Source organism: Ignavibacteria bacterium (assembly GCA_017302895.1).
Lineage (GTDB): Bacteria > Bacteroidota > Ignavibacteria > Ignavibacteriales > Ignavibacteriaceae > UTCHB3.
The window spans coordinates 543,718-564,620 of sequence record JAFLBV010000002.1; the positions used below are offsets into that span (position 1 = coordinate 543,718).

Here is a 20,903-nt window from a genome sequence, read left to right on the forward strand (position 1 = left end):
AATTAGAACTAAAACCTTAACCCGACGGAAATCCTTTGGACATTTGGAAGGATATCGTAAATGGAATAAGCATAATCAAACGAAACGACAGATTCTCCCAAAGGCAGGTTTGCTCCGGCTCCGAAAGTTATCTTTTCATCATCATAATTATATCTGTAACCGCCTCTCAGAAACACCCTGTCAAATACCGAGATCTCGGTACCAAAATTTACTCTTTCGAGGTTGTCATTCGGGTGTGTTACATCAAGGGCGGCACGCATCTTAACGAAATCAATTTTGAAGATGTCCATCGCTATACCAACCTGAAAGTGAAGCGGAAGCGAGAAATCTTCTGTGCCGAGTTTCGCGGGTGCAAGTCTCGAAAGCGGTATGTTCTCGTCCCTCAAGTAGGTAACATTCAAGTCGGGTCCGTCAAATCTCATGTCAGGTCCAAAATTTGTCATGCTCATTGCAATTGTCAGATTTTGGAAATCGAGAGTATATTGAGTTCCGATGTCGAAAGCTATACCTGTTGCTGTTTCATTCCAGATTCTTTGAGATACATACTTGACTGTGATACCGGTTCTGAACCTGTCAGTTATAGCCCGGGAATAAGTCAAACCAAGAGCAATATCCTGTGCATCGTAAAACCGTCCTGTTCCGTTTGGTTTCTTTTCAGTCGTAATCTCTATTTTACCTGTTGAAAAAGAGATAAAATGAACACCCAAAACACCCGCATCACCTCCAAGTTTGTAGGCTCCGGCTGCAGCGTTCAGGTCGAATAACCCGAACCAGTTCAGATTCGTGAAATGAAAATCAACATTGGAAACGCTTGAGAGTCCTGCCGGATTCCAAAATATGGATGAGGCATCATCGGTTAGAGCAATCGAAGCACCACCCATTGCCGCCTGTCTTGCTCCAAGTGGAATCTGCAGAAATTGTGCACCTGATGTCCCAAGATTGGAATACTGCGCAGCGAGAGTAAACGACATTAAGATTGAGATAAATATCAGTTTTTTCATTTTATGCTCCGTTGATCACTTGATTACGGCGAAGCGGTCGATGAACTCGCCTCCGCTGGTTTTTACAACATATATGTACATTCCGGCTGAAATCTCTCTTCCACCCTCGGAACGGAGATCCCACACCTCTGTACCGTTGGATGAAGAATGATTAATCGTCTTGACCAGATCGGCATCAATCGTGAAGATATGAATTGTACATTCAGGTGGCAGATTGATGAATTGTATCTGACGAAGCGGTTCACGCCGCAATTCACCAAACTCAGGTTCATACAATGATGAGACCACATACGGATTTGGTACAACTCTTATTTTGTTCAACGATGTATTGGCGACTTCATTATTTACCACAGGGGCTCTGAATGTAAATGCATATTTGTCTTTTAGTGTCGGTGCCTTTGGTTTTACTGTCTCCAGAGAATAAAGATTGCCCGCCTGTGGAGGGTTGGCAGGATTAAATTCTATCCGGCCCCTCACACCACCAAATGTAAATGTTGACAGAGTGTAAACGGTATCAAACTTCACTATTGCTGAATTTGTTGAAGTGTCTTTTATCTCCAGTGAAACAAATCCCGCTCCACCTGTTCCGAATCCTCTGTTTTTCACTTCAACGAAATATAGAGTGGATTTCAGATTCACTTCATTTTCAAGTGAAAAACCGAGTGAAAAGATATCGGTCCCGCCTATTTTCGAAAGGGATTTTACGGCACCGGGTTTTGTCATACTGAATACAATACCATCAGAAGTTGCCTGAGTTTTCTCAAACAAAAACGGTCTTGGCTTAATCAGTGTATCATTATCCTTTGTGGCGTACACACCAAAACTGAGCGTAAGCAAGTCACCCTTTCTCGGTAAATACTCGGGAGCAGTACCGGGAGGTGTAACTATTCTGATCCTCAACCCTGTTCCGGGGACTGAAATAATCTGATTAGGGTTTGTCCAGACATAGCTGTTATCAGTTTTTATATCTTCCCCGGTTGTGAGATTAACAAAATCGAATACAGTCGGCGACTTGAAGTAAACACCGTATTTTTCCGGTTTCGTGTTTGCCGAGTCAGTGATCACCGGAACGAGCTGTGTTTTCAGGACACCTCTTTCTGTCCTGCTGACATAATTGAATCCGACATTATACTCGCCTGAAGCAAGTTTTACATCATCGACCGGAGTCACATTGAATACATAATTTGAAGTGCCTTTTCCGATTTGTCTGATATTATCAAGAGTAACCGGCGTTCTGCCTGCAGCCGATGAGACAGGAGTAAGACTGACAATGTTTAACTGATCAAGATTCTTCCCGAGCGGACTTTCAAGCGGCTCAAGAAGAGAATCACCTCTGTCGTACGCGGTGATAGTGTACCAGTATTCAAAACCGTTTGTTACAGTTGAGTCGATAAAAGAATATTGTATCCCTTTGTCGATACCTATCTCATTTGGAACATCGAATTCGGCTAATTTTGTCCACTGGATTCCTTTATCAATACTTCTGTAGAGTCTGTAACCTTCGAAATCATACTGACCTGAAAATGAATCAAATGACCTTTCTGCAGCATCATCCCAGTAAAGCATGGTTTTGTTGTCACTTGGGACACCCGAAAGTTTTGGCGTAACAGGTGGTTTTGCAATATCATAGTTAAATGAATGAATTACCTGTGCCTGAGCAAGAGCTGTTTTCAACTCATTCAGGTTTTCTCCTGCCACAAGTACCGTATAAAATGAGAGTGTGTCTCCCCTTTTAATGAAATAAGGACCCGAAGAAAAAGTCGTCAACAGATCCAAACCGGATGCTGGTATGGTAGAAACATCATCATAGTTCAGTGAGGTGTTGTTTCCAAGGTGGAAGTACTTGTTCCTCAGGTTGGAGTTGTAAAGCGAAGGTGCTGATGTCATTCGACCGAAAAGGACGGAGTCGAGATCGGAAAGTTCATCATCATCATAGAGTGCATAATGGAAATCGGTAAGTCCAAGTTCACTCCCGTTTACTTTGGGAGTCTGAAGAAATGCAACACCCATCATACCTGTTTTGCCGTTAGGCCATTCTGCAGAAACCCCGTCATCATAGAACCATACAAAATTATTGCTTTTGTCGAAATCTATTTTATCGTCAGCATATTCAGGATCACCACCTGAAACATTACCAACATCAATATCAGTATAGAGTGTAAAAAAGAGACTGTCGTAATCTTTGGGTCCGTTGTTTATGATATCATATTTAAAAAAGAGCAGATTCTGCGCAAATTTAACTCCATATGCATATCCGGTTTGTGCGAGGGTGATGCCGAGTATCTGCTTTGTGTTATTGGAATCGTTATAAACACAATATGAATCCTGATCCGATTTGAAGACCGGATTACCATTCGCATCCTTCACAGGCCAACCTTTTACGGGGTGCCACGAAGCAGGATTATCGGAGAAGGCAATTCTGGCACCTTCATTATTGTGATAACCGGAAGCAGCCTCCCACTCCTCATTGGTTGTGTATCTTCCTTGAATAACATTTCCGGGGATTCCCACATAAGGATTCATCCTGTAGATGTAGTGCTTTCCGCTGTTGATTGGAAACTCGCCGGAGGGACCTTGTGAAAGCCTTCTCGGATAGAGTTTTCCTCGGTTTTCGAAGAAGAGCCCGATGGCTGATGCGTTATGCACACCTCCGGCTCTGTCCCGAATGGAAAGTACCGAGTTATCTCCTCCCCCCGCCTTTTTGGTCTGGGTGTGAAGAAGCGGTGATGCAAGCAAAAAGAATACAAGTACCAGAAGAGCTTTGCCTGACATTGAAAAAACGGGTTTGTTATTCATCAATTTATTCTGTCTTTCGATTTCCGAGTGTTTTACCGGTTTCATGAATTTTGATGTCATTTCTTTTGTAAATTTCATTGTTTATTCTCCCTCACTTAAAATCTTAAAGTAGCCCCAAGACGGATTCGCCTCGGTGCCCCGTAATTTGAAGGATCTTCCATGTATTCTTTCGAGTGACCACCTACATATGTGAAGTCGGGCTCTCCTGTATCGGGATAAACATAAACGATGTTTCTGTTATCTGTCAGGTTAAGTATCTCGGCAAAAAGACGCAGACGGATATTATTGAATATCGTTACATCTTTTCCGATAAGCAGATCCATCGACCAGGTTGAAGGCTGTCTTAACGAATTCTTCACAACAAAACCGACATCTCTTCCCGAAGGTGTATAGGGATAACCCGAAGACCATGAAAATATGAATGAGAAATCCATATTTTCAAACCATGGTGAACCAAACACCTTTGGACCTTCACCATTTGGTATGGTGAATGATGCTGTTCCGTTAATCACATGCGTTTTGTCGAAATCCAGATAATAAAGGAGTGTGGATTCCGAAGTGCCGGGGTACTGTTCTGTTTCTGAGGAAGCACTTCCCTTTGCAACTGAATATGTGTAAGTCAAACCACCGGAGAAGTATTTGTCGGGTCTGATATCCAGATTTACTTCAAATCCTTTCATGTTGGCATAGTCTTCGTTCACATAGAGAGTGTAACCGACATATCTGCCCTCAGTAAAGGGGAAGAAATAGCGGGTTCCAATCAGTCCGGTTACATCCTTATAATATGCAGTAACAGAAACTGCAGCCCGGTCAGAGAACTGATGCGAAACACCCACTTCATAAGCAATCGTGCGTTGAGCATCAAGATCAGGCTGACCAAACAACGGTTCCCTTACCTGGATATCATATTGCTTGTTCTGGAAAAGGAACTGATACTCGGGATTCTGGAAGAAGTGGCCGTATGCGAAATGCAGCTTTGTCTTATCGGAGATCGGATGAGCAATACCAATTCTTGGACTGAACTGTGAACGCGATTTCACCTTTACCACTGATGCAGGATCAAGAGGATTTGCCCTGAACTCCACATTTGCATTCATAAAATCATAACGGAGTCCGAGATTGATTACCAAATATGCAAGTTCAATTTTGTCCTGTACATAAGTGGCAATTTCGAAAGGAGATGTTGTATAATTGTTCTTGTAAGGGAAATTTCTCTTTGGATCCTCGATACTGTAAAGCATCAGGTTGTGAGTCTTGAACTGGGCACCAAACTTCACTTCATTGTTGTTATTTATCTGCCAGACTGCATCACCTTTAAAATCGAGTGTTGTGGTCCTGCTGTCTGTAAGCACGGTCGGATCAGCGAGAGCATAAAACTCGAATCCGTTTCCTGCGTTTGACTGATACACTCTTGAACTCACAGGCAGATACTGCGATGTGTCTTTGTCAAGTCCGGAGTAGAATCCCTGATTGAAATACGAAAATCTTATATCATAGAATAAGGACTGGCTTACAGTATGAGTGGCAGTCAGTGCAGATTGCCAACTGTCGGTCCTTCTCTTTAAATACTGTTCCGGTATATACTTATAGTCGTGATTGTAGCTCTGTCTCAATCCTCTGCTGCCTCTGTTAGAAATCGTCAGCCTGAACTGTGGAATTGCTGTCAGAGTCAGTTTCGTAAAAAATGACTGGGCATTGTTATATCCGAATGGAAGATAACTTCCCTCATTCAACTGCTCACCCGAAAGGAAAAACCTTAGTGCATTAGGAATTATAGCCCCTTCAAGGCTTCCGCTTATTCTTAATTCATTCAATTTTGAATATCTCTCAACCCCAAAATTGGAAGACCGCACTTCAAGTTTTCCGGAAAACTTGTCTGCACCATCCCTGGTTACAATATTTACAACGCCACTGAGCGCATTCCCGTATTCTGCATTAAATGTTCCCGAAAGAAGGCTCATCTCCTGTATAGCATCATTATTTATTTGGGTCGCCAGACCTCCCAGTAACGGATCAGTAACATACATTCCATCGATCATGTAGGCAACTTCATTTGATCTCCCGCCTCTGATATGGAGATTGTTTCCACTTCCCACAACACCTGCCTGAAGTGCGAGCAGATCACTAAAATTACCAACAGGTAACAATTCAATTTCATCCCGTCCAACCACAGAAATGGAACTTGTAAGATCTTTTTGGATAAGAGGAGTATTCGCGGTAACTACAACTTCATCAGTTGTCATCGAAACAGGTTTCAATTTGAAGTCGATGGTTGTGGTCTGATCAACCACAATCTTTACTCCCTCGAAGGTGAGGTGCTCATAACCTACATAGGTGATTTTTATCCTGTATACTCCCGGAGGAACATTCAAGATCACAAATCTGCCGTCCGTATCGGTCGAGGCTCCGAGTTTTGTACCCTCAATTACGATGGTGGCTGAGATTAACGGCTCTCCGGTGATGGCATCCGTAACCCTTCCTGCCAGCTTCCCGGTAATTCCGGCTTGTACGACAGGGACTAAAAACAATAGAAAAAGAATAAATCTTTTCATGATTTCCTCTTATTGGTTGATGAGGCGGCCTTGTTCAATTTCATTAAGTTTAAGCAACCAGTCCTTCGCTCTTTTTTTGTTAAGCCTTGCGGCTTCAGTGGTCAGAGCATTAATAAGGACAGAAATGGCTGCGAAAGAATTGGTATATAGCATATTTTCCGATCTTACAGTGAGAGAAATATCGGAATACATTGCTGCGGGTGAGGTCGATTTGTTTGTAATAGAAATAACCTTTATGCCTCGCATTTTTGCGGATTTCGCAAGATCAATAGTCTCGACAGAGTATGGAGGGAACGAGAAAACAATCAGTACACCTTTTTGCGATATAAAAAGGCTCTCTTCCTGAAACGAAGCCCAGCCATTTCTGAAATTGCGGGCTTTTATTCCGATCTGAGTGAGCTGATAACCCAACACTTCAGCCAGAAGATAGGATATCCCCATACCTGCTGTAAAAACTTCGTCAGCACCCGAAAGGAGTGAAACAGCCGAGGAGAATTTCTCCCGGTCTATCAAATGAAGTGTTTCGTTAATGTTTTTTATGTCGAGGTTGGCTACCTCTGTCAGGGTGTTTTTATCACCGTCTTCCATCTCTATCAATGGAAAAAGGTCTTTGTTGCTGTTTATTTCAGTCTGTAGAAGTTCTGAAATTTCATCTCTTATTTCCGAAAAACCCGAAAAACCGAGATTCTGGGCAAATCTTACTATCGAGGCGACAGAGACATGAGAACTCCCGGATATCTCCTGCACGCTCAAAAAAGGTATCCGGTCAAAGTTAATCAGAAAAAAATCGGCAATTTTCTTCTGATTCTTTGGGAGAGAGTTATACCTCTCCTCTATCAGCTCTTTTAACTGGCGGTAACGCATAGTCGTGGTTCAGAGGAGAAAGTGACGGGTTCAGGAATATCGATTCCGGCCCGCCACTCTTCGCTCGTCACTCTTTACTTGCTTAAAATCATTTTGTTTGTTATTACGGTTGCCCCTGATCTCAAAGTGTAGAAATAGACTCCACTTGAAAGTTTTGAAGCATCAAAATTGACCGACTGTCTGCCGGCATTCTGATATCCGTTAACAAGTTCTGCCACTTTATTACCGAGCAGATCGTATACTGAAAGATTTACATTCGATGCCTGTGGTACATCAAAAACTATCTTTGTTGATGGGTTGAAAGGATTTGGATAGTTCTGGTACATCTTGTAATCAGTGATTGAAGCAACAGGAGTTTCATCCAAAATGCCTGTCAACTGGTTGTATTTTGCGGTAGCAGAGTCGATGTTAGCATTCATTTCCAAAGAATCGAGTCCAACTGCTATAGCGATGTACATGACGGTTGAATCATTTGGATTTGTAGCTACAGGTGAGGTTCCAAAAACTGCTGTTCCACCGTCAATTCCTGCCCAATGAAAATTCTCGTACTGACCGTCTGTCATCCATCTTGTAAGTGATGTATCAACATTGTATCCTTCATACCATTCGAAGTTGTGAGCCGAAGGCACCTGAAGATTCAATATTTTCAAACCGAAATAATTCGTTTTACTGAAACTGAAAAGCCTTTTTGCCGGGTCGTATGTCATTATTTCGTTTCCGTAGGCACCTTCAACCTGAGGAATCATTTCGAGTCCGAATCTTCCCTGGTAGGCAGCGGTTTCCTGACTTTTTACCGTATACTTTACGATCGTATATCCTTTGTTTGCCCAGCCGTACATGTGAACATCAGCTTTGAGAAGTGGTGATTGATTTGAATAGTCACTGTTTATCCTCGAAGCGAGTTCCACATCACCCCATGTTGGGTTGTCAACTGTATCAGGGAGTATTTCGTCGTCGGCATCCTCGAGATAATCAAATGTTGCGGTATCCTGCATGTTGTAAAGCAATGATGCACGATCCAACTGACGAACATATGCGCCGTTGTTCATCATACCGATTCTCACTCTACCGTAGGTGCGGAGCGTAAGTTCGATCTTTCCTGACTGGTAAACGGCATTCTGTGCTGCAACATCAAAAAGCATGATTGCAACTAAAAAAGCAGAAAAAAGTAATGTTTTTTTCATGGGTAACTCCATTATTTGGTTATTTAGATAAAACTTTTCTGGTCTTCATGTCATATCTGTCACCATCCATTAAAAGATGCATTGTGATGTCTGTGGCTGAAACCATTCCGTTTTTATTTTCTTTTTTTCTTTTACCTTTTGTCGGATCGATTACAAGAACCCCGCTCTCGCCTACTACCGTAAAATATCTCCCTTTATCAACAAGAATTGCTGTGGATTCATCAATTCCGATTCCGGGAAGTTTATGTTCTATGGTCGTGGTGATAAGCCGGTTCTGTCTTTTTCTTACAAGGAAATGCTGGTCGATAATTACATCTGTCAAAAAGCCAAATCCTTCTGTAGTCTCAACATTTTTTGCGTGAACAGTGAAAAAACTCAGCGTTGAGTCTTTCACAATCAGTTCCTCACCCGTTATCATTACTTTACTCATTACTGCAGCCCCTGCAGATGTGCCGCCGATTATTCCACCATTGTTATAAATTGCTTTTATCTTGTCGATGAATTTACTGTTCCCGACTTCTTTAAAAAGTTTTGCCTGATCACCGCCTGAGAAAAACACCCCGGTTACTCCGTCAAGCTCCGCAAGATTCTGAGGAGAATCAACTTCCGCTCTCCCAAAATATAATGCCTTAACATTTTTACATCCAAGCTTTACAAATTCGGTGCTGTGATCCCATGCTTCATCCTTCGGAACAGAACTTGCATTCGGTACAATAACAATTTTCGCATCATATCCACCCGCCAATTCAATAAATTTCTTCATCATATATTCGGGACGGGATCCACCGCCAATTATAAGGAGCTTACCTTTTGGTTGCGGAAGAAGAACGAAACTGAACAACACACATAAAATTAAAAGTTTTTTCATTTTTTCCTCACCAGATTTAATCCAATTTTTGCGGCTGCCATAAAGTCGTCAATTAACACAAATTCATCATTTGCATGAGGATTTTGAGCGCCAATTCCAATGTTCACTGATGGAATACCAAGTCCGTTGAATGAATTGGCATCACTTCCACCAAAAGAGATTACAGGTTTAGCTTCCATCCCCGATTCTTCAATCGCCTTGTAAATCATTTTGTATGCCAGATGATCGGGTGAAAGTTCATAAGGAGTAAAATCTTCGTATGTGTCAATCTTGATAGTGGCTCCGGCATTGAAAACTTCCGTACCGAAAGTATCCAGCACCCTCTCGAGTTCTTCGTCAAGACGGTCAGGTTTGAATGAACGGACCTCCCCGGTCAGAACAACTTTCTCCGGTACAACATTTACTGCAGTACCACCGGAGATTATACCAATGTTCATGGTGGTGTCTTCATCCAGCCGTCCCTGTTTCAGTTTTGAAATAGCGGCTGCTGCAATGGCAATGGCATTAATTCCGGCCTCTGGAGCTATTCCTGAATGAGAAGCCTTCCCGAAGATTTCAATTGTAAAAGTTTTTGAACCGGGAGCTCTGAAAACAAACTTCCCGGGGAGATGGGATGAATCAAATACCAGACCCGCCTCCACCCATTTTGGAACCTGCAGATTCTTTGACCCTCCGAGAGTGGTCTCTTCGCATGTCGTGAACACCACTGTAAAATCATCAATCTCGGGGTTGTTTTCAGCTATTTCCAGTAGGTAAAGAAGAATAGCCATCCCCTGACGGTTATCAGCACCCAGTATCGTTTTTCCATCGGAAGAAATCTTTCCTGTTTTTTCATCAATAACAACTTTTATCCCTGCCGTTGTTCGTGCCGTATCCATGTGGGAGGTCAGCATCATCTTCCCGCCCTTTCCCCGCTTTATAATAATATTACCTGAGTTGCTGCCTGTCGCACTTTTGGAATTGTCTTCCGAAATCACAACTTGTTTGCCGGCGAGAAATTCTCTGACAAAATCGGCAACCGGTTTCTCGTTTTGAGATAATGCATCAATTTTTACAAGAGATGTAAATATCTCTATCAGTCTGTTTTTGTCTATTGTAATCATTGTTTCATTTTTAGGAAAGATTGTAATGTTTATTTCAAGTTACGAAATAAATATTTCACAGTCAATAGGTTTGGAAAAATATTTTTCGGGAAAGTGATTTTTTTTTGCAAAATAACTGAACACTCTTTTATTCAAATAATTTTATTAAATTTGGCAGTCTTAAAAGATAATACTTGATTATCTAATAATGTTTTGGATCAAATTAAATTGGCAGGTTAAAATATGAAAAAGCTGTTTACAGGAATTTTGCTTTGCTTGTGCATAAGCTCAGTCTATCCACAAAATGCAATCTTCAACAGTCCCTTTCCCGATGATGACATCAAACGGCTGCACGGAGAAGTTGTTGACTTTGGCAATAATGAGATGTATGCTCTCTGGTCGAAGTTCGAATCAACCGGCAGAATTCAGTTTTTTATGCGAAAGAGTACCGACGGCGGTAATCAGTGGCAAAATGAAGAAACTGTTTTTGATACCGTTATAAACGGTAGTATGGAAGATGCGTGGCGTGGTGCGCACCTCATAAAAGGAAACAACAACAGATTGCTCCTTTTCATCAAGACGGGGTCGAGCAGGCATACAATCTACAAGTATTCCGATGACGGTGGAGTTACCTGGACTCCAAACATTCGTATAATAATAGCGAATGGTACTTTCACAAGTCAGGCATACAGAATATTCTCAGTTGTCCACTTGGGCGAAGGGAAACTTATCCTTACGAGCTCCAACTCAACAAGTCTTACAGGCACTGTCAGAAGTTCGGACAATGGCACAACCTGGCAAAACCTTGTTTCAACAGGATTTTCGCTGTTCATGAATCCTTCTCTACTGAGTATCGGGAATGGCAGTTTCTATATGGCAGCTCAGCAAACTGCCGCCACATCAAGTAAAAGAATCTTTTTTGTCAAATATATTTCTACAAATACCTGGCAGGATACCGTTATTGTCCACGAAGACACTTCAGCATCTCTTGCACTCCCCCGTTTGTTCAGGAACTCAAACAACGATCTTTATATCTTCTTCTCAAAGAGTGTAAAAGTTTTTGGGAAATACTCCCGCACTAATATCTTTTACTCCAAAAGCAGCAACGAAGGTGCAACATGGGGAACCCCGGTTCAGGTTACAAAATATCCGGGTGTTGATGCAAACCTGAACCTTAATTCACAATCCGTCAAACCCTTCATAACATTCTCAAGTGACAGGAACAACCTTCAAGGTGCCAAAAAATTGTTCTGGACAAATGCACTTGAACTCCAGGATAATTCAACTCCACCCGTTATTTACGACTATGAGGCGAATTCCGCGTCCGTAACTGCCGGAGATACGATTAAAATTAAAGTTTTTACGGGATCGGAATCCCCTGTTACAGAGGCAAAAATTACAGGATACTTGAACGATCTCCCTTATAACCTGCAACTATTCGATGACGGAAACCATAACGATTCGCTGGCAGGAGACAAAATATTTGGAAATTTCATAAGGGTTGCTCAGGAGGGTGATCTGCTAAGATATTCTGTCTCAGTGCAAAATGCCTTTGGTACTTCAACCACTGCACAAAATATCATAGCTTGTCCTTTCAGTGACCTCCCAAGCAGTGCAGAATTGAAAACCGGGCGTCTAATCGTTCCATTTGACTATAACGGCACAATTGCGGATGTTGCAACTGCTTCGGGATCCGGATTGAAGTTTGATTCAGTGATGACCATTTTTTCCCAGGGCTTTTTGCTTTCGGGGCTGATAGAATCAAATGTCTGGGCTGCAGGTGAATTTAGCGCTTCAAGAATTAAGGATTTCAGAGCAGGACAGGTTGGTTACCCTGCAAACGATCCCAGAAATGGAATCTATAGAGTTGCACTCACAGATACCGCATTTGGAACTTCATGGCAACGATGGAAAGGTGCTGTATCCCTCGGTGCGAAATTCTGGGACGGAAACAACAATAACATCTATGACCCTGTCGATCTTAATCAAAACGGAAACTGGGAACCAAATGAAGATATGCCCGAAATTTTGGGAGAGGTATCTTATTTTACCGTTTTTAATGATGGTGTACCTTCAGCGTTAAGAAGATTTTTGGAGGAACCTAAAGGAATCGAAATAAGACAAACTCTTTATGCGTTCCCGAATTCAGATGCTCCGGCAATGAGAGATGCTGTATTTATAAGGTATGAAATGACTAAAAAAGGAAATGTTTCGCCTGCAATCCGTGACTTCATTTTCGGAATTCAAAGCGATCCTGACCTGGGTGATGCCAATGACGATCTCGTGGCTACTGATACACTAAGAAATTCCGTTGTTTGTTACAACGAATCTGCTGACCCGTTATTTGGAGAGAACCCACCGGCAATCTATAATACCATGCTGTTTGGAAATCCGGTTTATATCCCCGGAGTCAGTTTTACTGATCTCAATAACAACGGTACTTTTGAAAACGGAATTGATATCCCTCTCGATACGGCAGTCCTTCCGATGGGCAAACCTTTCAATAACATTCTTTATCCCGGAGCAATAAACAGCGGAATGAGAGTATCACAACACTATATACAGTCGCACCCGACGCATGGTGATCCGAATACTCCAGTGGATGTAAGGAACTACCACATCGGTAAAAATTTGACAGGGCAATATCTCGATCCGTGTACCTGGACTTTCGGTGATGTAAGAGGAGGTGTGAATTGCAGTTTGGTCAATCCAATTTTTGTTTACTCTGGAGATCCAGTATTGAATAAAGGGTGGATTAATAATACCGGTTTAGATCAAAGAACCACTCTCGCAAGTTACATGTCACCTCTCGATGAACAAACAACTCTCACATACCACACAGCTATAATCGTCGGAAGAGGGAACTCACCTCTCAACTCTATCACAGTAACTCAGGCAAATGTTGACACCATTTTTTCGAGAATGGGAGCCCGTTATAATTTTATACCTGTTTCAACCAAAGAACCGGGCACGGGAATCCCGGGAGTGTATGAATTAAACCAAAATTACCCGAATCCCTTTAATCCGAATACAATTATCACATTCAGCATACCCGAAAACGCACATATATCATTAAAAGTATATGACAACACCGGAGCTTTGGTGAAAACTCTGTTAAATGAAGAGTTGAGCCCCGGCAAACATTCAGTATCTTTTGACGCAGGTAAACTTTCGAGCGGTGTCTATTTCTACAGAATTGAATCTGAGAAATTCACCCAAACCCGAAAAATGCTTCTGATCAAATAAAAAGAACCTCAGAACCCCGGAACCGCAGATTACGCAGTTCCGGGTTCTGATTTTTTTTCATCCTTCATCCTTCAGCCCTCAGAAATTCAGCCATCATGCTTCATCCCTCATCCTTCAAAAACTCATAACTCATAAATCATAACTAATAATTAATAAAGTCCTTCTATCGAAAGGTATCTTTCACCTGTATCGTAGTTGAAAGTAAGGATTTTCGATCCGGCGGGTATCTCGGGAAGTTTTTTGGCAACGGCTGCAAGGGACGCTCCTGAAGAAACACCAATGAAAATTCCCTCTTCTGAAGCAGAGCGTTGAGCATAAGCATATGCTTCATCTTTTCCGACCTGGATTACTCCATCGAGTATCGGGAAATTCAGAATTGCAGGAACAAATCCGGCACCAATTCCCTGAAGAGGATGTGGTGATGGTTTTCCACCGGAAAGCACCGGTGAGAGTTCGGGTTCTACAGCGAATACCTTAAGATTCGGAAATTTCTCTTTCAAAATTTCCGCGACACCTGTTATGTGACCGCCTGTTCCAACTCCTGTGATTATGTAGTCCAGACCGTCAGGAAAATCATTCAGTATCTCGAGGGCAGTGGTTTTTCTGTGAATTTCGCTGTTCGCCTCATTTTCAAATTGCTGTGGCATCCATGCATTTGGATTTACTGCAACGAGCTCCTTTGCTTTCTCGATTGCTCCTGACATCCCCTTCTCTCTGGGAGTCAGTTCAAATTTTGCTCCATAAGCCGACATGATTTTTCTTCTCTCAATCGACATCGATTCCGGCATAACCAGTACCAGTTCATAGCCTTTTACTGCCGCTACCATGGCGAGTCCGATTCCAGTATTACCGGAGGTGGGCTCAATTATTACACTTCCTTTTTTCAGGAGGCCCTTTTTTTCAGCATCTTCAATCATGGCGAGAGCGATTCTGTCCTTTATGCTGCCACCCGGGTTGGCTTTTTCGAGCTTGATCCAAACCTCATGATCACTACCGTATAATTTGTTCAGTTTTACATGAGGGGTGTTTCCAATTGTCTCAAGAATATTATTGTATCTCATTTTATTCTCCATTTAATTTAGTTAAATTACAAAATCAAGAACGGGATCGTGCTTCCCGTTAAATTTAAGTCTTACCTCACTTTTGTGCAGAACCACTGAATCCGGTGGAACACTCTCGGTCACCCAGGCATTTCCACCAACAACACTGTTTCTTCCTATCACAGTTTCTCCTCCGAGAATGACCGCCTGTGCGTAGATAATCACATCATCCTCAATGGTTGGATGCCTCTTCTGACTTGCTAGTGATTTATCAACACTGACAGCACCGAGTGTAACACCCTGATAAATTTTCACGCGGGAGCCGATTATGGTAGTCTCCCCGATTACGATTCCCGTCCCGTGATCGATGCAGAATGATTCCCCGATTTCAGCTCCGGGATGTATATCTATCCCCGATCTCTCGTGTGCGTATTCTGAAAGAATTCTCGGGATAACCGGAACACCCAAAAGGTAAAGCTCGTGCGAAAGCCTGTAGATTGTGATGGCGAAAAAACCCGGATATGCCAGAATGACCTCGTCCTGATTCTTTGCAGCGGGATCACCATTAAATATGGCCTCGGCATCCTTGTCGAGTTTTCTTATTATTTCCGGTAGTGCCGATGCAAACTGATCAACCGTTTGATCAACCTCCCTTTTATCTTCAATCACCGATCCGACAAGCTTCTTCAAATCATACATTAAAAGAATTGCAGCCGATTCTATTTCCTCAATTTTCTCGAATGATTTTTCGGAGTATTGCGGAAAAGCCAGTTTCAAAAATTTATCTATGAACTTCCTGCTCTCATCCTTAAGAGGAAGCATGCACTGATGATCTTCATATTTTTTTATCACTTGAGAGGCAAACTCTCTGATCGCTTTGTTCATTTATTGCTCGGATTACGCCCAAAAGGGCAATTTTATGGAAATTAATTGTGTAAAAAGTTGGAAATGGTGCTGTTTTAAGCTTGGAAGCTGCAACAACAACAGAGACAGCAACAACAGTTGCCGTTAAAGAGGGTGAAGCTTTTGGATTGTGCTTCGGTTTGAAATGAGGATAATGTCGCTATCATTATAATGTTGTAACATCGAAAATCTGTTTTCGGTTCCCTGCTACTGATTTTTTCTTTAACACACTCTTCTGAAAACCGGATATCGAAATTCCAAGTATTGTATCTAACAAAAAAAATTGTATGTTTAAAATTGTTATTTTCTCAGTTAGATTGATACTAAAATGAGTTATCACACAATCGCGTATAGTAACAAACTCGCACTGCCCCTAAGGAAAGAGCTTGAAAGAATATTCTTTTTCAATCTGAACCAGTCATCCCACCTCGATAAAATTCAAAAAACCATCGAATCCGACGGCTTGATAAGCATAATCGAAGAAAAGGATCACCTTAAACTTCAGTTTGAAAAAAGTGAGACGGAATCCCTGTTCGCCCTCGACAGTGAAAAAAATGACGCCGCACTTCTTGGTGTCATATGCTACAAGTTCCAAAACGAAAAATGTCATATTCTTCATATCGCCGTCGACCCCGATTGCGCTACTAAAGGACACTTTGAGTCGGAACTTCTTACCTACCGGTTAATCGAAAAAGTAAGAAAGATCGCCGTCAATAAACGGGTCGAAAGTCTTGTTCTCCCCTATACAGGCAAGGAAATTAAAATAAAGCAAAAAATTATCGACATTCTGGAATAATATTATGAACATGGAAGAGTTTATCAGAAATTTTGAGGCTGCAATCGAAAGTGTGGAACCCGGATCACTAACATCGGATTCCGAATTCAGAGTGGTAATTCCCGGGTGGGATTCACTCGCCGCACTTTCTGTACTCGCAATGATCGACGCTGAATATGATGTCACCATCAAGGCAAACGATTTCATTGCATGTGATAAAATAAGTGATGTTTACAATCTGATCACACGGCTCAAACAATAGTATAAAAAATGGCTTTCTGCACTATTAATGATGTAAAAATATCAGCAATGGCTGTTGCTGTTCCGAAAACCAAGGAAAATAATGAAGACCTCCCCTTCGGCGATGAGGTGAATACAAAACTTATAAATACAACAGGAATTCACACAAGACATGTAGCCTCTCCCGGGCTTTGTGCATCTGATTTGTGTTTCGCAGCCACCGAAAAACTCCTCGCCGACAATCAAATCGACAAAGACAGCATCGACCTTCTGATTTTTCAGTCACAAACCCCTGACTACATTATCCCTTTTACTTCTGCTATTTTGCAAAACAAACTTGGCTTGAGCACCTCAACCATCTGTTTCGACATGAATATGGGCTGTTCAGGTTTTGTCTATGCTCTCTTTGTAGCATCATCTATCCTGCAAAAAGGAAAAGCGAAACGGGCTCTCGTTCTCTCAGGTGATGTACTGACGCATAAAATTTCCAAAACCGACAGGACTACCAGACCAATCTTCGGAGATGCCGGTTCAGCTACACTTCTTGAATTTTGCGAAAACAGGGAAAGTCTTTGGGCTCTGAACACTGATGGTGGTGGATACGAATCAATAATTATCCAGGCCGGCGGGGCAAGAAATCCCGTTACCCCCGAGTCATTCATCGACAATGCTCATCCAAACGGGTCCTGCGTAAAGGAGACTGATCTCTTCCTGAGTGGAATGGATATTTTTAATTTTTCAATCTCACTGGTACCAAGGGTCATCGGCGCTTTTATCGAAAATTTTGGAATTAACAAAGAAGAGGTTGACTTCTTTCTTTTCCATCAGGCTAATCTGATGATAAACAGGATTATCGCAAAAAAACTGGGAATAAAGGAAGGACAGATGCCACTCTCCCTGAAGGATTTCGGCAACACTTCATCGGTTTCCATCCCGCTCACAGCGATTACTCAGGTCAAAGAGGAAATAGAATCGGGTAAATCGAAGGTTTTGATGAGTGGTTTCGGAACGGGCTTGTCCTGTGCTTCATGCCATACCGATATCTCTGGAATTAAACTCTCAGATTTGATCTTGGTCTGATTCGGAGGTTTTTGTTTCAACCCTTTTTCTGTAGGATTCTGCGATATCTCTCGAGCATTATTCCGGCATTTTGTCGTATGTCGTAGTTTTCCTCTACTCTTTTTCTCGCAGCAGCACCCGAATTTCTTCTCAATTCTTCATCAAGAATGAGCCTCTCCAGAACATCAGCTATTGCTTCATAATCCTTTACAGGCACATGGAACCCGGAAACTCCATCCTCAACGAGAAACTGAAGTCCGCCCGTTTTTGAAACAATACACGGCACTCCGCATGACATCGCCTCGACAGTCGAAACACCAAAGGTCTCCTCTATCACCGTCGGGTAAACTTCAATATCCAGATTTTGATGCACTGCAGGAAGTGAGTCCTGCATTACATATCCGCTAAATTTGACGGAGTCAGTAATGCCAAGCTCATTTGCGAGAGATTTCAGCTTGTCAAGATCATTCCCGCTTCCCGTTATCTCGAGTTCAAGCTTTCGTTGAGGCAACCTACCCTTAACCAAAGCAAAAGCCCGCAGCAGGTATTCCTGACCGTATGAGGCGGACAGAGTTTTGATTATCCCAATTCTAACAGTTTCCCCGCTCCTTTTTTCTTTCGCTGGCGAGAATTTCGAAATGTCGACACCAAACGGAGTTATCACTATCTCTTTATCAGTGTATTTTTGCGCAATTTCCGCCATGAATTCACTCGTTGAAAAAACCAGATCCGCACGCGAAAGGGCGTATTCAACCATTCTTTTGTGAACGGGCGATTTCTTTGGGAAACTTACCACATCACTCCCCCAAACCGAAATAAAATATGGTTTCCTGCCCGCCAGCGCCCCGAGAAGTCCGTAACTTGAGGCATAATGTGCGTGAACGATGTCGGGGTTTATCTTTCGAATCAGCCTTTTGAGCCGCTTCAACTCAAAAAAGTAACCTAATTTTTTGACTGATGTCTCGCCTGCAGATGCTGTGTCTCGTGCAATATTTCCGGGGTGAAGTGTTACATTCATGAACTCCTCACCTGCCTGCGTAAGTCCAAAAACATGGACTTCAAGTCCGGAATCAGACAGGATTTCAGCCCATTTTTTTGTGTGTGCAGAACGGAGGTCTGCAAGCATCAGAAGTTTAATTTTTTGCAATTTCGTTTCCGACCAGCCTTACATCCAGTTGTTGAAATGGAATCTCAACTCCGTTCTCCTTTAATTTCTGCCAGATTGCAAAGTTGAGTTCCGATCTAAGAATCGCCGGGCGTGACATATACTCTTCAGTCCATACCATCAAATCAAAATTGATAGAACTCGTGCCAAATTCCTTGAAAACGACTTTTGGTGCCGGGTCTTTTAAAACACCATGATGAGCTTCCGCCACTTCCATCAGCAGCCGGTCAATCTCCACTGGGTCACTTCCGTACGAAACCCCGACAGGATTGTGAATCCTCACTTTTTTATCAGAATAAGTCCAGTTGGTTACATTTGAGCTGATAAATTTCGAGTTGGGCACAATTATGCTGACATTGTCGTTCGTCTGAATTACAGTTGCACGAGGGGCAATTTTCATAACATTTCCCTCGATACCGTCAACCACAATTCTGTCGCCAACTTTTACCGGTCTCTCGAACATTATGATGATACCGGCAACAAATTCGGTTATGGCATTCTGCAGACCAAGTCCGACACCTATTCCGAGAGCTCCTGCCAGCACCACAAAACTGCTTAAATCGATCCCTGAACTCTGAACGATGATGAGAAAACCGATTGTGACAACAAGATATCTCAACATCTGTGCAATCGCAATGCTTACACCATACTCAATTTCGAATCGCGGGAAGATCCTCTTAACAAGCCAGTTCTTAAATTTACCCGATATCCATACCACCAAAATCATCAAAACCAAAATGTACAGAACTGTTTCTACATGGAAACTGACATTCTTTATCGTGAACAGTCTGTAATTCAATATGTCAACTATGATCCGCTGAACTTCATTCATCCTTTCTCCGGTTGTAATTATTCCAAAAATAAACCGGAAATTTAACCATTTTTCGAGTTATTTCTTTAAAGTGTAAAATTTGTGACTGACACACTTGTTTTTTATTCAAATATTTTTAATAATTCCATGTAGTCTTAATTTTTTTAATATCACAGAGGTTGTGACTCATTTCCGTTGAATAGCGGAATTCATAAACCTGACAAACAAATTTCAAGTGAGGTATTCTGTGAAGATCAATCTTAACCGGTTCAGAGTTACCGGTCCCGGCAAATTCAAACTATCCAATCACCCCGCCAATTACACAGCTAAAATGAAATCAAAGGAGGATGCAAAACTCGACCTTGAGGCTAATGTAAAACTTATGGCGGAGATGCAGGATATGATGTATGCCCACGACAAGTGGGGTCTTCTTATCCTTTTCCAGGCAATGGACGCTGCGGGTAAAGACGGCGCAATTAAGCATGTAATGAGTGGAGTAAATCCCCAAGGAACACAGGTTTACAGTTTCAAACAACCGTCAGCCGAAGAACTCGACCACGATTATCTTTGGAGATATACCAAATCCCTCCCCGAAAGAGGAAGAATCGGTATCTTCAACCGTTCATATTATGAGGAAGTGCTGGTGGTCAAGGTCCATAATCTCCTGGCAGCCGAGAAACTCCCCGATCCCGTAATGAATGCCAATATCTGGAAGGAACGGTACCGCCAAATCAGAAATTTTGAACAGTATCTCAACGACAACGGAATAAAAGTTCTGAAATTCTTCCTGAATGTCTCAAAAGAAGAACAAAAAAACAGGTTCCTCGGACGAATCGAAAATCCCGCCAAAAACTGGAAATTCTCCTCCTCCGACCTCAAAGAAAGAGGATACTGGGATCAGTATCAAAAAGCATACGAGGAAGCCATCGCCAACACTTCCACCAAATATGCTCCATGGCATATAATCCCGGCAGATAAAAAGTGGTTTGCAAGACTCATCATTTCAGAGGTGATCGTCGAAAAACTGAAAGAACTTAAAGTCCATTACCCCATCATCTCGGACGAACACAGGGCCAACCTTCAAAGCTACAAGGAAGCACTGATGGCAGAAGAGTAGGTTTTAGTTATGAGTTATGAGTTATGAGTTATGAGTTTGAGACTTTTTGAGGTTCGAGGTTTAAAATTTGAGTCGTTAAAACCTTTATTTTTGGAAAAGGAGCGACAATCGTCCTCGATTGTCCAACCGAAAAAGCTCTTGTTTAAAACAGAACACGGATAATCCGAAAAATCCGTTTTATCCGTGTTCCGTTAAAATCA

The 20,903-nt window shown here is 42.2% G+C and carries 16 protein-coding genes; 5 read left to right on the forward strand and 11 right to left on the reverse strand.

Going from position 1 to position 20,903, the window contains the following annotated elements; translation table 11 throughout:
- Nucleotides 1-8 precede the first annotated feature (8 nt).
- The 7 genes from J0L60_10000 to J0L60_10030 all read right to left on the reverse strand — a co-directional run bounded on the left by J0L60_10000 (nt 9) and on the right by J0L60_10030 (nt 10,368).
- Nucleotides 9-1,001, reverse strand: coding sequence for a PorV/PorQ family protein (locus J0L60_10000; GenBank protein ID MBN8546449.1), 993 nt, complete (start codon nt 999-1,001; stop codon nt 9-11).
- A 15-nt stretch (nt 1,002-1,016) separates the two neighbouring features.
- Nucleotides 1,017-3,875, reverse strand: a complete 2,859-nt coding sequence (locus J0L60_10005) for a hypothetical protein (protein ID MBN8546450.1) — start codon at nt 3,873-3,875, stop codon at nt 1,017-1,019.
- A gap of 17 nt (nt 3,876-3,892) precedes the next feature.
- On the reverse strand, nt 3,893-6,349 hold the full coding sequence (locus J0L60_10010) for a TonB-dependent receptor (protein ID MBN8546451.1): 2,457 nt from the start codon (nt 6,347-6,349) through the stop codon (nt 3,893-3,895).
- 9 nt (nt 6,350-6,358) lie between these two features.
- The gene (locus tag J0L60_10015; protein ID MBN8546452.1) at nt 6,359-7,213 is read right to left on the reverse strand and encodes a MurR/RpiR family transcriptional regulator; all 855 of its coding nucleotides are present in this window, start codon (nt 7,211-7,213) and stop codon (nt 6,359-6,361) included.
- Nucleotides 7,214-7,287: 74 nt separating this feature from the next.
- Complete coding sequence (locus tag J0L60_10020; GenBank protein MBN8546453.1) at nt 7,288-8,397, reverse strand: T9SS type A sorting domain-containing protein; 1,110 nt, start codon at nt 8,395-8,397, stop codon at nt 7,288-7,290.
- Between the two features lie 19 nt (nt 8,398-8,416).
- A complete protein-coding gene (locus J0L60_10025) occupies nt 8,417-9,265 on the reverse strand; it encodes a cyanophycinase (GenBank protein MBN8546454.1) in 849 nt (282 codons plus the stop codon).
- A complete protein-coding gene (locus J0L60_10030) occupies nt 9,262-10,368 on the reverse strand; it encodes a M20/M25/M40 family metallo-hydrolase (protein ID MBN8546455.1) in 1,107 nt (368 codons plus the stop codon). Before J0L60_10030 ends, J0L60_10025 begins: the two co-directional genes overlap by 4 nt.
- A gap of 222 nt (nt 10,369-10,590) precedes the next feature.
- Between J0L60_10030 and J0L60_10035 the strand changes: the two genes are divergently transcribed.
- Entirely contained in the window at nt 10,591-13,593 is a 3,003-nt protein-coding gene (locus J0L60_10035; protein MBN8546456.1) for an exo-alpha-sialidase, read from the forward strand.
- A 149-nt stretch (nt 13,594-13,742) separates the two neighbouring features.
- Here the strand turns inward: J0L60_10035 and cysK are convergent, their stop codons facing one another.
- Nucleotides 13,743-14,654 carry a cysteine synthase A gene (gene cysK, locus J0L60_10040; GenBank protein MBN8546457.1) on the reverse strand — a complete coding sequence of 304 codons (912 nt, stop codon included), beginning with the start codon at nt 14,652-14,654 and terminating at the stop codon, nt 13,743-13,745.
- A gap of 21 nt (nt 14,655-14,675) precedes the next feature.
- Nucleotides 14,676-15,518: a serine acetyltransferase gene (locus J0L60_10045; GenBank protein ID MBN8546458.1), complete on the reverse strand. Its 843-nt coding sequence runs from the start codon at nt 15,516-15,518 to the stop codon at nt 14,676-14,678.
- 346 nt (nt 15,519-15,864) lie between these two features.
- Between J0L60_10045 and J0L60_10050 the strand changes: the two genes are divergently transcribed.
- The 3 genes from J0L60_10050 to J0L60_10060 are packed head-to-tail and all read left to right on the forward strand — an operon-like array spanning nt 15,865 to nt 17,631.
- Nucleotides 15,865-16,332, forward strand: coding sequence for a hypothetical protein (locus J0L60_10050; GenBank protein MBN8546459.1), 468 nt, complete (start codon nt 15,865-15,867; stop codon nt 16,330-16,332).
- Between the two features lie 4 nt (nt 16,333-16,336).
- Nucleotides 16,337-16,573, forward strand: coding sequence for an acyl carrier protein (locus tag J0L60_10055; protein ID MBN8546460.1), 237 nt, complete (start codon nt 16,337-16,339; stop codon nt 16,571-16,573).
- A gap of 8 nt (nt 16,574-16,581) precedes the next feature.
- A complete protein-coding gene (locus J0L60_10060) occupies nt 16,582-17,631 on the forward strand; it encodes a ketoacyl-ACP synthase III (protein MBN8546461.1) in 1,050 nt (349 codons plus the stop codon).
- 16 nt (nt 17,632-17,647) lie between these two features.
- On the opposite strand, the gene J0L60_10065 is transcribed toward J0L60_10060, so the two are convergent.
- Together J0L60_10065 and J0L60_10070 are read right to left on the reverse strand one after the other, a co-directional pair.
- Nucleotides 17,648-18,757 carry a glycosyltransferase gene (locus tag J0L60_10065; GenBank protein ID MBN8546462.1) on the reverse strand — a complete coding sequence of 370 codons (1,110 nt, stop codon included), beginning with the start codon at nt 18,755-18,757 and terminating at the stop codon, nt 17,648-17,650.
- Complete coding sequence (locus tag J0L60_10070) at nt 18,744-19,607, reverse strand: mechanosensitive ion channel (protein ID MBN8546463.1); 864 nt, start codon at nt 19,605-19,607, stop codon at nt 18,744-18,746. Before J0L60_10070 ends, J0L60_10065 begins: the two co-directional genes overlap by 14 nt.
- A 232-nt stretch (nt 19,608-19,839) precedes the next feature.
- On the opposite strand from J0L60_10070, the gene J0L60_10075 reads away from it, so the two are divergent.
- A complete protein-coding gene (locus J0L60_10075; protein ID MBN8546464.1) occupies nt 19,840-20,703 on the forward strand; it encodes a polyphosphate kinase 2 family protein in 864 nt (287 codons plus the stop codon).
- Nucleotides 20,704-20,903 lie beyond the last annotated feature (200 nt).

What these genes read in the sequence shown, in the direction of transcription:
- J0L60_10060 (MBN8546461.1), top strand. Translation starts at nt 16,582, where the DNA reads ATGGCTTTCTGCACTATTAATGATGTAAAAATATCAGCAATGGCTGTT.
- J0L60_10070 (MBN8546463.1), bottom strand. Translation starts at nt 19,607, where the DNA reads ATGAATGAAGTTCAGCGGATCATAGTTGACATATTGAATTACAGACTG.
- J0L60_10045 (MBN8546458.1), bottom strand. Translation starts at nt 15,518, where the DNA reads ATGAACAAAGCGATCAGAGAGTTTGCCTCTCAAGTGATAAAAAAATAT.
- cysK (MBN8546457.1), bottom strand. Translation starts at nt 14,654, where the DNA reads ATGAGATACAATAATATTCTTGAGACAATTGGAAACACCCCTCATGTA.
- J0L60_10050 (MBN8546459.1), top strand. Translation starts at nt 15,865, where the DNA reads ATGAGTTATCACACAATCGCGTATAGTAACAAACTCGCACTGCCCCTA.
- J0L60_10025 (MBN8546454.1), bottom strand. Translation starts at nt 9,265, where the DNA reads ATGAAAAAACTTTTAATTTTATGTGTGTTGTTCAGTTTCGTTCTTCTT.
- J0L60_10005 (MBN8546450.1), bottom strand. Translation starts at nt 3,875, where the DNA reads ATGAAATTTACAAAAGAAATGACATCAAAATTCATGAAACCGGTAAAA.
- J0L60_10035 (MBN8546456.1), top strand. Translation starts at nt 10,591, where the DNA reads ATGAAAAAGCTGTTTACAGGAATTTTGCTTTGCTTGTGCATAAGCTCA.
- J0L60_10055 (MBN8546460.1), top strand. Translation starts at nt 16,337, where the DNA reads ATGAACATGGAAGAGTTTATCAGAAATTTTGAGGCTGCAATCGAAAGT.
- J0L60_10010 (MBN8546451.1), bottom strand. Translation starts at nt 6,349, where the DNA reads ATGAAAAGATTTATTCTTTTTCTATTGTTTTTAGTCCCTGTCGTACAA.
- J0L60_10020 (MBN8546453.1), bottom strand. Translation starts at nt 8,397, where the DNA reads ATGAAAAAAACATTACTTTTTTCTGCTTTTTTAGTTGCAATCATGCTT.
- J0L60_10030 (MBN8546455.1), bottom strand. Translation starts at nt 10,368, where the DNA reads ATGATTACAATAGACAAAAACAGACTGATAGAGATATTTACATCTCTT.
- J0L60_10015 (MBN8546452.1), bottom strand. Translation starts at nt 7,213, where the DNA reads ATGCGTTACCGCCAGTTAAAAGAGCTGATAGAGGAGAGGTATAACTCT.
- J0L60_10000 (MBN8546449.1), bottom strand. Translation starts at nt 1,001, where the DNA reads ATGAAAAAACTGATATTTATCTCAATCTTAATGTCGTTTACTCTCGCT.